The organism is Salicibibacter kimchii (assembly GCF_003336365.1).
GTDB classification, from domain to species: Bacteria; Bacillota; Bacilli; order Bacillales; family Marinococcaceae; genus Salicibibacter; species Salicibibacter kimchii.
Genome location: NZ_CP031092.1, coordinates 2,471,886 through 2,484,556 on the forward strand (window position 1 = coordinate 2,471,886; position 12,671 = coordinate 2,484,556).

General features: G+C 40.4%; 9 protein-coding genes and 2 pseudogenes. 10 read left to right on the top strand and 1 reads right to left on the bottom strand.

Features of this window, described 5'->3' with window-relative positions:
• Positions 1 to 238: 238 nt before the first annotated feature.
• The 6 genes and pseudogenes from DT065_RS12570 to DT065_RS12595 all read left to right on the top strand — a co-directional run bounded on the left by DT065_RS12570 (position 239) and on the right by DT065_RS12595 (position 5,146).
• Complete coding sequence (locus DT065_RS12570; protein ID WP_114373967.1) at positions 239 to 493, top strand: hypothetical protein; 255 nt, start codon at positions 239 to 241, stop codon at positions 491 to 493.
• Positions 490 to 1,668 carry a MobP2 family relaxase gene (gene mobP2 / locus DT065_RS12575; RefSeq protein ID WP_114373970.1) on the top strand — a complete coding sequence of 393 codons (1,179 nt, stop codon included), beginning with the start codon at positions 490 to 492 and terminating at the stop codon, positions 1,666 to 1,668. Before DT065_RS12570 ends, mobP2 begins: the two co-directional genes overlap by 4 nt.
• A gap of 9 nt (positions 1,669 to 1,677) precedes the next feature.
• On the top strand, positions 1,678 to 2,121 hold the full coding sequence (locus DT065_RS12580) for a hypothetical protein (protein ID WP_114373973.1): 444 nt from the start codon (positions 1,678 to 1,680) through the stop codon (positions 2,119 to 2,121).
• Positions 2,122 to 2,409, top strand: a complete 288-nt coding sequence (locus DT065_RS12585) for a hypothetical protein (RefSeq protein ID WP_114373975.1) — start codon at positions 2,122 to 2,124, stop codon at positions 2,407 to 2,409. It abuts the gene before it with no gap.
• Positions 2,387 to 4,081 (top strand): ImmA/IrrE family metallo-endopeptidase, encoded by a 1,695-nt coding sequence (locus DT065_RS12590; protein ID WP_114373978.1) that lies wholly within the window; start codon positions 2,387 to 2,389, stop codon positions 4,079 to 4,081. The genes DT065_RS12585 and DT065_RS12590 overlap by 23 nt, the downstream gene beginning before the upstream one ends.
• A 79-nt stretch (positions 4,082 to 4,160) precedes the next feature.
• A pseudogene (locus DT065_RS12595) lies at positions 4,161 to 5,146 on the top strand (DUF3991 and toprim domain-containing protein).
• 780 nt (positions 5,147 to 5,926) lie between these two features.
• On the opposite strand, the gene DT065_RS12600 reads toward DT065_RS12595, so the two are convergent.
• Positions 5,927 to 6,703: an IclR family transcriptional regulator gene (locus DT065_RS12600; RefSeq protein ID WP_114373981.1), complete on the bottom strand. Its 777-nt coding sequence runs from the start codon at positions 6,701 to 6,703 to the stop codon at positions 5,927 to 5,929.
• A 735-nt stretch (positions 6,704 to 7,438) separates the two neighbouring features.
• Here DT065_RS12600 and DT065_RS12605 point away from each other — a divergent pair.
• The 4 genes and pseudogenes from DT065_RS12605 to DT065_RS12620 form a co-directional block, all read left to right on the top strand.
• On the top strand, positions 7,439 to 9,313 hold the full coding sequence (locus DT065_RS12605; protein WP_114373984.1) for a helix-turn-helix domain-containing protein: 1,875 nt from the start codon (positions 7,439 to 7,441) through the stop codon (positions 9,311 to 9,313).
• Positions 9,314 to 9,498: 185 nt separating this feature from the next.
• A complete protein-coding gene (locus tag DT065_RS12610; RefSeq protein ID WP_114373987.1) occupies positions 9,499 to 11,010 on the top strand; it encodes a 4-hydroxyphenylacetate 3-hydroxylase family protein in 1,512 nt (503 codons plus the stop codon).
• Between the two features lie 13 nt (positions 11,011 to 11,023).
• Positions 11,024 to 11,506 carry a flavin reductase family protein gene (locus DT065_RS12615; protein ID WP_114373990.1) on the top strand — a complete coding sequence of 161 codons (483 nt, stop codon included), beginning with the start codon at positions 11,024 to 11,026 and terminating at the stop codon, positions 11,504 to 11,506.
• Between the two features lie 116 nt (positions 11,507 to 11,622).
• Positions 11,623 to 11,892 (top strand): annotated as a pseudogene (locus DT065_RS12620) (DDE-type integrase/transposase/recombinase); the annotation flags it as partial.
• Between the last annotated feature and the right edge of the window lie 779 nt (positions 11,893 to 12,671).

Below are 12,671 nucleotides of genomic sequence, written 5' to 3' on the forward strand. Positions count from 1 at the left end.
TGCGTTCCCTGAAAGCAGACGACAACCTTACACCAATAAATGATTTCCTTGATATCATTATTTCCCCCGGCTCTGCCGGGGATATCACCCTATGTGATATCAGAAACCCCTTATGCTCTTCTTCTATCTCGCCTATCAATGAAGATATCTGCCACGAAGCGTACGAAGGTTTAAGCATCTAAAACGAGTGATCTGATCGGAAAAACCAAGAAGGAAAAATCAAAATGGAGGGTGCAAAATGGATATTGTGATCCGGAATGTTGAACCAAGAGCGATTCAAAAAGTGGAAGAACTCGCGAAAGAACAAGGCATTTCCAGAGAACAATTTTTACGAGAACGGATCATGAAGATGGCACAATTCTATATGGAGGATCAACGGGTCCAACGATTGGAAGCATTAGTGGCCAGCAATCTGCAAGTCATGGAACGATGTGCTGATAGCATGCAAACGATGAATGCACTCATTGGTGACGAACCGGAGCCATCATCATGAGTGCTTCAACCATCACGCCAGGTGTGGTATTGAAAACAAAATTTATTACCTCCAATACCAAAGCCTTTGATCAGTACGTCAATTATGTGGATCGGGAAGAAGCCAAAGGGGATAAGCAACTGCCTTCCCAAATGTTTTCGATGTACAATCATTACATGGATGACCCGGAAAAAACGTCGGCTCTTTTTACGGATACTTCGGATCGACTAAACACCGATGAAAAAGATGAATTAAAACATGCGTTCCAACATGCGCAAGAAAATAAGAGTCTCATGTGGCAAGATGTGATTACCTTTGATAATCAGTGGTTAGAAAAGCAAGGGATCTATGATCAAAAAACCGGTGAGCTAGATGAAAAAGCATTAAAGAATGTCACCCGTTCATCGATGCAGACGATGCTCAAAAAAGAAGGGCTCGAACAAAGTTCGATTTGGTCGGCGGCCATTCACCGAAACACCGATAACATTCACATTCATGTAGCCACCGTTGAACCTGAACCGACCCGAGAGCGTGGCAAACGAAAACCCAAAACCTTAGATGCCATGAAAGGCGAAGTGGTTAATGGGCTGCAAGATCGAAGCTATGAACGCGAGCAGATCAATCAAATCATTCGTGGAAAGATGGTCGATGGCAAGAAAGAACAAAACACATTAAAATGGCAAAATCGAGAAATGAAACCTCTGTTTAAGGATATATATGAACGATTACCTGAAAACAAACGCCATTGGAATTATGGTTACAACACCCTCAATTCGATCCGGCCGATGATCGATCAACTAACCACGACGTATTTAGACAAACACCATCCGGAAGACCTTAAAAATTTGCATCAACGGTTGGATCGAGAAATGGATGAAATGAAAGCCGCCTATGGGGATGGGCCGAAAGAAAGCAAACGCTTTGAGAATTATAAAAGCAATAAGATCGATGATCTCTACAAGCGTATGGGCAATGCCTTTTTGAAGGAAATGAAATCGTATGACAATCAATTGCACCAAAGACCAAAGACCAAAAGAATAGCAGGGGATCAATCGTTGCGTCATGGCAAGTCATCGAGCATCGCGATGCAGCAATCGTTAAACCGTCTGAACCGATCGATGAAACAGACCTATCAATCGTACATGAATGACATGGATTATGAACGACTAGAACGAGACATTGAACGCGAAAGGTAGGGGGCAATGATGAGTGAACGCAAACGCATGAATATCCGTGTGCTTCCGGAAGTGATGGACTATATCGATGCTTACCGTGATCAGCATCGTATTACCTATCACGGGCAAGCATTGGAAAAAATCATCCAAGACCATGAAGCATGGAAAATTGAAGATCGATCCAATCGAGCCATTATGGATATGGCCGCCGAACAATTCCGTCAAGTGTTTACATCAGAATTAAAGAAACTTCAATTGGGGGTGAATAATAGTGATCGAAACACGCAAATTCTGATTGAGCTCATGAATGGCATGCTAATGAATGAAAACCATCTCATTACAACATCTAATATGGAGAGCGAGCCGGTAAGCATTGCCAAAGAAGAAGTCAAAGAACGCATATCCCATCAACGGCAGAAAAAGATCGATTGGGAAGAAAGCCAAAAAGCCAAGCAAACGCAAGGAGAGGTGTAAATGTTTTTTTTGGATGATCGCTACGAAGTGGGTGTATTTGAAAGTTTAGGGGAGCATGATGTGGAGATTTTGGTAGGGAATACGCGCTACACGATTGAACTCGATCCGGCGGATAAAGCTGCCCTTGAACAGCACTTAATCAATCAAGAGAACCTGTTGATTCCGTTTGATACCCAAACGAAAAAGATGGTCTTGGACATTGGGCAAAATTATCATGAGGCGGACATGGAAGAACTGATTGAGGCCGCCGATCGGAGGTGGAACGATGGCGAGAACGAGACCCCGTAAATCACCGGAAGCGATAAAACAAGACATCGAGGAACTGACTAAAGGCATGGAAGAAAAAGTGGCTAACCATTTCTATTCCAAGGATCAAATGAAGGAATACTTGCGGTTTATGGGGCAATTTCACAACTACTCTCTGAATAATGTTCAGCTCATGCAATCGCAATTTCCAGGCGCCGAAGCCGTTGGTTCGTATAAATTTTGGAAAGACAAAGGTTTTCCCGTGCAAAAAGGAGAGAAAGGCTCTAAAATCCTCGTACCTCAACGGCTCGGCGAGCAATTTCAAAACGAGGAAGGCACATGGAAGCCCGTCAAATATGCGACCAAAAATGAAAAGACACACATTCAAGACGGCCATCTCCCAAAACGAGACGGTCGTCTTGTGTTTTCAACGGGAACCGTTTTTGATATTAGCCAGACGTCGGCCACACGGGATGATTTGCCGGCTTTATTCCCAAATAAATGGATGGAAGGGAAGGTGGAGGATTACGGTCAACTTCGTCAAGGTATGGAAGCCATCGCCAAGGAAAATGGCATTGCCATTGTGGAACCGAAACAAGAGTTAGGCGCAGCTAAAGGCGTCAGCTATACCTTAACAAAGGAGGTGGCTTTAAATCCGCGCAACGATGAACGGCAGAATGTCAAAACCCTGTTGCATGAGTTGGCGCATGGGAAATTGCACACCGCAGAAACACACCACCGATATTCGCAACCGGAAAAAGAGTTTCAGGCAGAGATGACCGCCTACACGGTAGCCTCTCATTTTGGCGTGGATACGTCTGATTACTCGCTGGATTACCTTAAATCTTGGACGAAAAACCGCACCTTTGACGATCATCAGCAATTACTCAAAGAGGTGCAAGACACATCCCATCAGTTTATTACCACGATGGAACGAACGTTAGAACCGGAAAAAGCGCATGAACAGAAAAAAGAAGAGTCGAAAGGAGATGAATCGATGATTCATCAAACGAAAAAACAAGATGGAGCGACCATCGATCGGCAGGCATATAAGGACCTTTACAAACAAGAAGTTATCCAACAGGTGGAATCCAATAAAGCTTCCCGTGAAGCACAATATCAGGAAGCCAAAGGATCCACCTTGCCATTAACGGCTCAAAAGCCCCATGTAAGTCCTGTTAAACAGCAACACGAAAATGAAAAATCCTCACTGATGCGGAAGGAAAGTCCGTTACTCAAAGCCTACCGCAACGAAGTGACGGCTCATGAACACAATACAAGCCCGTTTGAAAAAGAGGATAAACCAACGGAGCATCAAACCTTTAAAGACCATTATAAGCGCGAAATCATGGGATTGATTGAGCCTGCCATTGGGAAGCAATTGGATCGAGAAGAATCCGGCGACCAACAAGAACGAAAGAAGCGAATGCAAGCATTTGAGCAGGGACATGATCCGCATACAGTGTACCAATTGAAAAAAGAGTCACTGCAAGAAATCAAAGAACTTCCTCTCTCCGAGCAAGGCCAGAAACGACTAGGTTCCCTTGAAAAGCAATTAGACGAAGAATACACCAATGAGCAAGAAAAAACATCTCAGAAAGGCGCTGAACGATCCAATGAACGCGAACGACGCGAACAACAAGAGCCGGTAGCCACGTCATCAATCAGCGCCGGAACTCAAACAGGCATTAAGGGCCCGGAACCGGATGTGTGATGTATCAGAACCATAGGGGTTCAATAATCCCTGTGGTTTTTTCATTATATCAACCATGAATGAAAGGCGGGAGTACGGCATGGTGAACCGTGTCCGTACGGAGCAAGTGGAACGAGCTAAGCGTGTCGATCTGCTGGATTATCTTGAGGTGAAGGGAGAAACCTTTAAAAAAGAAGGGCGTTACTACCGACACACGGAACATGACAGCTTGATTATTCGTGATCAGATGTATGCGTGGAACTCGCGAGGGGAAAAGGTGCTGGCGTGATCAACTTTGCGCAAATGTACTATGGGATGTCTTTTCCGGAAGCTGTGGAAGATATTGCAAATGGCTCCTTTAAGGAAAAGGAACGGCCGCCATCAGCCAAAATACCGTCCGAACCCTACCGATATCCTAGCCACTATGAGGTGAGCGATACGACGCGCATGCATCAGTATTTAACCCAGGATCGCAAAATTCACCCTAAAGTCGTGAATCGGTTGGAGCGCAGGGATTATGTGGCGCAAGACAAACGGGGCAATGTCGTTTATAAGTGGAAACAGCAGGGCGAGGTCGTGGGGGCGGATCGACAAGGCACGCAACCGATGGCTCGTACTGGTGATTGGTTTAAAGGCATTGACAAAAACAGCTCAGGGAACGCTGGTTTCTCTTTTGATATTGGAAAGCCGGGAACGCTCTATGTGTTTGAAAGTGCCGTCGATGCGTTGTCTTATTGGAGTGAAAAGAAGGAGGATATACAAAATGCACGTATGCTTTCAATGTCTGGTTTGAAACGACACACTGTTAGCGCAGAAATGAACCGGATGAATAGGGAAGGCTATCCACCGAAACAAGTGGTCATTGCCGTGGACAATGATCCGTCTGGTCGTGACTTCGCCTATGGCCTAAAAGATGTGTTGCAAAACTATGTAAATCAGGACGGGGAACGGGTTGGGAAAGTTGATCTGCCAAAGGAAAAGGATTGGAATGAACAGTTGAAAACCAACGTAATCGCTGAACAACAACGATCAAAAGATGCTCAAAGGTTCTCGACCAAGGATAAGGATACGGAACCAGAACGATAACCACTTTTATATACGATACACGCTGAAAACGTGTATTGACGTGTCTGGAGAGATTTCAAGATAAAACCAATAGTTATCTCCCTCAATATAATAAGATTTTTAATGCGGAAATGGATCATGACTTATATCGAAAATGAAGGAGTGAGTAACGATTCATGATGGATCGTGGTCATAGCCTAAGCGCCACCGATGCGTGATGTGATCGGTGGCGTTTGCTTTAACGGCTATCCATTTTGCTTGAAATGAGTATGTTATGAGGCATGATAGACTAGGATACGATCGTTACCATTATTCTTGTGGTATTTTTTTCTTTTTACCTTCTTTTGTCCATTGTTGGCCTCAACTGGATAAAGCGACGTCGCGAGGACAACCTTTCAACGGGTGATCCAGAGTGGCATTCGTTTGATCGATCACATGGATGCCACCAATTTGAATATTTTTAAGCCCAGCTGTTTAAGGAATTAGACTATCGATCCGTGAAAGAGACGAAGCGTTCCAACGATTTCGAAGCTAACTTGGTGATGAAAAAGGAAAATAAGACAAAAAACCTCTAATTTCATAATGTAGAAGATAACAGGCCCATACCTGCTATCTTTCTGTTCGTACATACAATACAAACGGTAACTATCCTCAAGTATAATTGGCAACTCCATTTAATACTAAATATTTGCAAGTTTAGCGCTCTAAAGTATCAATATCGCTTGATAGTGTCAAAAAGATCAAGATCGGCAATCGGAATATGACAAATTATTTGCTAGGGTCAAATAAGTATCTCTTAAATTAAAATTTCGACATTATTCCATGGCCAAGTTTTTCTGAAATGTTCACCCCAGTTTGCTTTAGTTCCTTTGTAAAGGAACTAAAGCGTTGTTTGGAAAGACGGGATTTTGATCCTACAAGATTAACGGCAGCTATCACCTTTCCGGAATGATCCCTTATTGGAGTAGAGATTGAATTAACACCTATTTGAAACTCTTCATTACTGACTGAATATCCTTTTTTATAAATATGCCTCAATTCATCTCTGAAAATTGTGGGATTTGTAATAGTATTGGGAGTAAATTGAGTTAGTCCTCTTTCAATAAGAACTTCCCGAAAAGCAGGATCACTATAAGCAAGTAGAAGCTTTCCAGAGCTCGTGCAATGAGAATGATTATAAAGACCTGAATAAGAAGGCAGGTTAATAGAATATCGACCTTCTTCTTTGTGTACATAGACAATTTCAAGATTCTCTAGGACTACAAGGTGGCAAGTCAACTGACATCTTTCAGCAAGTTTTTTAATTTCTGGAAGAGATTCGGTATGGAGTTCTATGTTTGCAAGTACAATTGAGCTCAATCCTAAAACCGAGACCCCTAGCTCATATTTATTTGTTTCGTTATCTTTTTTTACAAATCCCTCTGATGCAAGAGTGATTAGAATTCTTTGTACACTACTTTTTCCAATACCGAGTTCTTTCGCAAGTTCACGAACGCCTTTTTGTGGATGGTTCATCGTAAAGGAGTGTAGTATTTTCAGGGCATTTCTAACAGAAGAGAGTGAATTTTCCGTTTGCATTATTTTCAACCCTTTTCCATAATAATTGAAAAAATCTTTATTGTTTATTATAAAGGGACAACTATATTGTGTAAAGATTATCCCTCATTTATTATCACAATAGATTATAAATCTGCATAAAATTTAAACTCTAGGAAATGCCCTTAAAAGACACACGTAGGGTAGGTCAACCCGCTATTATCTGATCATTGCCTCCAGAAAACAGATTAGGGTTCCCCGTATGACTTCGACATGAATGACTAGGCGCACGCGAACCTTCTCAGTTTTCATCGGACATCGATTTGTGTAATCGATGGATTGGAGACAGGAGACAGACGACTTTCTCTGCTACTTTGTTCATTGTTTTTTTGAACTTTTTATTTCCTTTATTATGCGCTCAATGTGTTGGTCTGTAAAACATGCGTTGGATAGAGGATGGGTAATGCAAAAAGCTAGGTAGAAACGTCCAAGACCTTTTTCTTCATTTACTAATTTTGGTATTTCCTATTTTACTGTTTAGGCTTGGATAGTTTTATAGCGTGGCCAAATGTGAGCTATGATTGGACATGTGTTTACTTTGAAGGGATATTGATATTCTTGTGGCTTGTTCTTTTCTTCGTGTTACCTGACATTGTGCAAATTAGTGTTATTAATTAAGGAAAATTCGGAATTATCTCCTCTGTTATATAATGCAGGATAAAGAATGAGCAATTAAGGAATTGTATCCGCAATAATACCCGAGGGAGTTGAGCATACTTGGAATCAAATAAAAATCAACTTCAAAGGAATCTGACATATAAGGAAGATGGGTTTGTTTATTATGAGGATAGAAGATCAGTAGTCTTACCGACATCCTCATTTGTTTTATTGAGGGAGGATTTAAACTGTAACATTGGAAAAGAGCGTACTAACGGGTTTTTGGTGCGGTATGGATCAGGTCTGGGCAGATTAGATGCAAGAAACGTATTAAAAAAGTTTAAACATGAATCTATTGAGACTATTATTAATAAAGGGCCTGTTTATCATCAAACACATGGGCATGTCATGTCAGAACTTCAAAAAATAAAAGTAGAGGAAAAACACGATAAAATTTCAGCATATATTGAAGGGACTTGGAAAGGGTCATTCGAGGCAGAAGAGTATATTAAACAATTTGATAAATCAATAGAACCTGTTTGTTATTTGAATGTCGGTTATGCGAACGGATACCTTACAGAAATTTGCAATCAGACTGTTTTATTTAAAGAATTATCCTGTGTTGGAAAAGGAGACAAAGAGTGTCGATGGGTGGGGAGGACTATTGATTATTGGGATGATGATATGGCTGAGGAACTTAAATATTATCATCAAAATCCGCTCACGGACGAATTGGAAATAACTTATGAAAAATTGTTAGAAGAGCGTAATCGTTTAAAAAATGTATCAGTTATATATAACAGATTAACGGAAGAAATATTAAAAGGGAATGACCTTCAGTCTCTTATGGAAATTGTTTATAAGTTGACTGGGGTAGCTATTTTAATTGAGGATGCTGAATTAAACCCTTTAGCCTCAGGTGGGATCTCGGCCAACAAATTAATGGAAATTAATGATAAATTTAAAGATTATGTTCTATTAGAACACAACCGTAGTTTTTTTAATCAAACGCAAACTATAATATTAAATAACCATACTCGACTGGTAACCCCTATCTTTTTGAAAGAAGAAATAATTGGATACTGCTCCTTTCTTTATGATGCCGCTGGAAATGAAAATGAAAACTCTTCCACCCTAAAAGTGACTATCGAAAGAATTTCCTCAATATGTGCTCTTTATTTACTCAATAAAAAAACAGAAAAAGAAGTAGAAGAAAGGGCGAAAGGACGCTTTTTGGAGCAGGTTTTAAATGGTAATTATTCAAAGGATGATATCCTAAGACGCAGTAACTTTATCGGATTGGATCTTTTTCAACCATACTATATAGTAGTTGTCAATGTTGGCACATCCCATAATAATTCTAAAGAAGAGTTGACATTATTGGAAGAAGTAATTAGTCAAACCTCAAATTACTTTAAAAAAGAAAAAATTGAGATGCTGGCAGGTCAACAATCAAATTACATGGTGTTTTTATTTTCTATTACTAATAAAATGGATGTTGAATTAGCTTGCACAAGGCTTTTGAGTTACCTTAATGATAGGTATTCATCCGTCCCATTTCGAGCTGGTATAAGTATAAAATCTGATCAAATTAATAATGCTTCTAATTCTTACAGGGAAGCACTTACTGCTGTTAGGATGACAAGCAGAAACAATACCCTTATTTCTTTTAATTCATTAGGAATAATTGGTACCCTGATAAACACAAAAAATCCAGAAGAAGTTGAAAAAATTGCAAAACATACACTTCAGCCGCTTTTCAAGAATTACGATTATAAAAAAATGGAGATGATCAAGACATTATATTTTTATCTTTTGAATGGAGGCAACCTTGAACAAACAGCCTTTGATTTAGCGCTATCCCTAAGCGGAATAAGATATCGTTTAACAAAAATTGAAGAACTGCTTGGTCAAGATTTGCGAAACCCTAAAGTGACTTATCAATTATTGCTCTCTATACAAGCGTTAATATCAATTGGCGAGTTAAACCTTTAATAAGATAATTTCTGGAATTGGCCCATTTAATGGGGGCAATAATGGGGGCAATTTTTCTGTTTTCAAACTAACATTTTATGTTTGAAAGTTATTTATAATTAAACAATACAAGTTGTTGCTCATGTAAACGCTTGCAAATATAATCAAATTAAGAAATTAATAATAAATGCATTGGAGGATGAACGATGTTAACTGGAAAAGAATTCTTGGAAAGTTTAAAAGATGGCAGAAAGGTTTATTTATATGGGGAAGAGATTGACGATGTTACAACACACCCAGCATTTCGTAATGCGGCTCGTTCGTATGCAAGACTGTATGACAGCCTTCATGATCCGGAATTGAGTAAAAAGATAGTAACCGAAAATGAATACGGGGATAAAACACATCGCTTTTTTAAAACACCAAAAAGTTCAGGAGATTTATTTAAAGCAAGAGATGCTATTGCAGAATGGTCTAAGTTGAATTATGGATTTATGGGACGTACTCCTGATTATAAGGCTACATTTGTTGGGCACTTACAAGGTTATGCAGACTTTTTTGAGGGATTCGAGGACAATGCAAAAGAATGGTATAGAAAAGTATCAAAAGATGTTTCCTTTGTTAATCACACGATTATTAATCCACAAGTGGATCGTTCGAAACCACTGCATGAAAATAAAGATGTATTTGTCCGTGTAGTTAATGAAAGAGATGATGGAATTATTGTAAGCGGTGCCAAAATGGTTGGTACATCATCACCATTAACGCATTATACCTTTGTTGGGAATTACGGACCAAAAGATCTAGGTGACGGTGATCAAAGTCATGCACTTATGTTCATGATGTCAATGAATGCACCAGGTTTGAAGATGATTAGTCGTCCATCCTATGAATTAATGGCTGCAACAACTGGAACACCGTTTGATTATCCACTTTCAAGTCGATTTGATGAAAATGATGCGGTAATTGTACTGGATAATGTATTTATTCCTTGGGAAGATGTTTTGGCCTATAAAAATATAGAAGTATCCAATAACTTTGTACCAGGCACACACTTTGTAAATAGATTTTCCCTTCATGGTGGAACTAGGTTGGCTGTGAAACTGGATTTTATGGCAGGATTGTTGCTAAAGGCTACAGAGGGTGCTGGTACGAAACAATTTAGAGGCGTTCAAGTCAATGTTGGAGAAGTATTAGCACTACGTAACATGATGTGGAGTCTAACAACGGCGATGGTTAGTGAACCTGATGTAGGAATGAATGGTTTAGCTATACCAAATAGCTTTGCTTCACATGCCTACCGTGTATTAGCACCGGAGACTTGGGTAAGGGTGAAAAATATCTTTAAACAAGTGGTTGCGGGTGGTTTAATTCAATTACCATCTAGTTCTAAAGATTTCTTAAATGAAGATTTAAAACCATATATTGATAAATATTACCGTGGAACAGGTATTTCTGCAGAAGAACGAGTGAAATTATTAAAGTTGGTTTGGGATTCAATTGGGACAGAATTTGGAGGTCGTCATGAACTCTATGAAATAAACTACGCAGGCAATACAGAGAATGTAAGATTAGAAACATTAAAACATGCAGAGGCGTCCGGAGCAGCAGATACCTATAAAGCCTTTGCTGACTCAGCGATGAGTGATTATGATCTTCACGGGTGGACAAATAGCACTTGGATAAATGAAGTTGAAGAATCATCCGCATTAAAATAAGGAGGGGATTTACATGGATGGACGTAAATTCAGATTTGCAATGGGAAACTTTTCGACAGGGGTAACTGTCATTACAACCGAATTGGATGGGGAAGTAAGCGGTATGACAGCTAACGCGTTTATGTCTCTTTCTATGGATCCTGAATTAGTTGTCATATCCATTGATGAAAAAGCACAAATGTTGGAAAAGATTAAACGAAGCGGAAAATATGCAGTGAATATTTTATCGGCAGAACAACAAGATTTATCGATGAATTTCGCAGGACAAAGCAAACTGGATAAAGATATTCCTTTTCAAAAACTAAGCGGAGTACCAGTCATTGAAGGAAGTTTGGCACAAGTCTCCTGTGAGGTGACCGGATCGCACGTGGAAGGAGATCATACCCTTTTTATAGGCAGGGTGAACGATATTCATCTGGAGGATAATGAACCGCTGGTTTTCTTCAAAGGAAAGTATCGGTCCTTATCACCCATTGAGGAGATGGCAAGTGGTTAAATATGAACACGAATGGGGGTGGGAATTTGGAGATTATCCATCTGAATAACAAAAATACAGATATATGTTCTTCTAAGATGGAGCCTGGAGTCTTCACAGCTGGATTCTTTCAACAGAAATGGCATTATATCTGTGTGCTCGTCGATTTATATAACCGTGAAATCATCGGCCATAGTGCCGGTCCTCATAAGAGCGCAGCTTTAGTTCAACGTGCCTTTGCATCGGTCAAACACAACTTAATCCGCCTCGAATTGTTCCACACCGATCGAGGCAGCGAGTTTAAGAATCAACTGATCGATCAGGCATTAGAAACCTTTGGCATTGAACGATCCTTAAGTGAAAAAGGAACGCCGTATGACAACGCTGTCGCTGAAGCTACGTTTAAGAATACAAGTCTATGAACCTTTAAAAATTTGTTTAGTTTAGTGTTGACATACCAAAAGGTTAAATCATAGGATAATCCTTTAACAATGTACGGTACGTATAAACCGTTTTAAACATTGTTGTGCTTGCTAACTATGCACTTGTAACTCACTATACATATCATTATGAAATATATCTAACCTAAGTGCTCGTGGGGGTATAAGGTTAGCTAAAATGAGCGGATTTACATTCAGGACATTTGGCAGGGTAATATACTTCCCTTACCCCCTGTTGCCCGTTTTTTCGTGTGCCCCGCAGTCACACAGTCTAGGTGGTTAAAATCCATTCGGTAACTTTCCCTTTTGAAGTGCCGTAGCCGAAGCAACGGCCTCACCTCTAATGAGGAAGGTTGGACAGGGTGTCTCTAGAGATAGGGAATCTGAAAGGTCTGCAGGCAAAGTCCAGCCCGGAACATGATGTGAACCAGAGGTGGCGGCGATGGTGGGTGACCCGCCGAAAAAACGGGGAAACCGGAAGGCTCTACATCGGAGGTGAAGGGGTTCTACTTTGTCAACGTTGTGAATGATCGTGAGTGGGTTAAGTAAGCGCCTTAATGACATACGGTGTCACCGAGGGGGTGCGTCCCTGCCAACCGTTTCTGAACGTGAGGAAAGAGGGTCACTGGCGACTTGAGTACACCGTCCGGAAGAGGAGCGATTGGAGAAGACGCCTAGACACGCACTTGTGGGCGGTGGAACGAGCAAAGAATCGTGATCTGTAGCGAGCATAAGACCAACGTGGT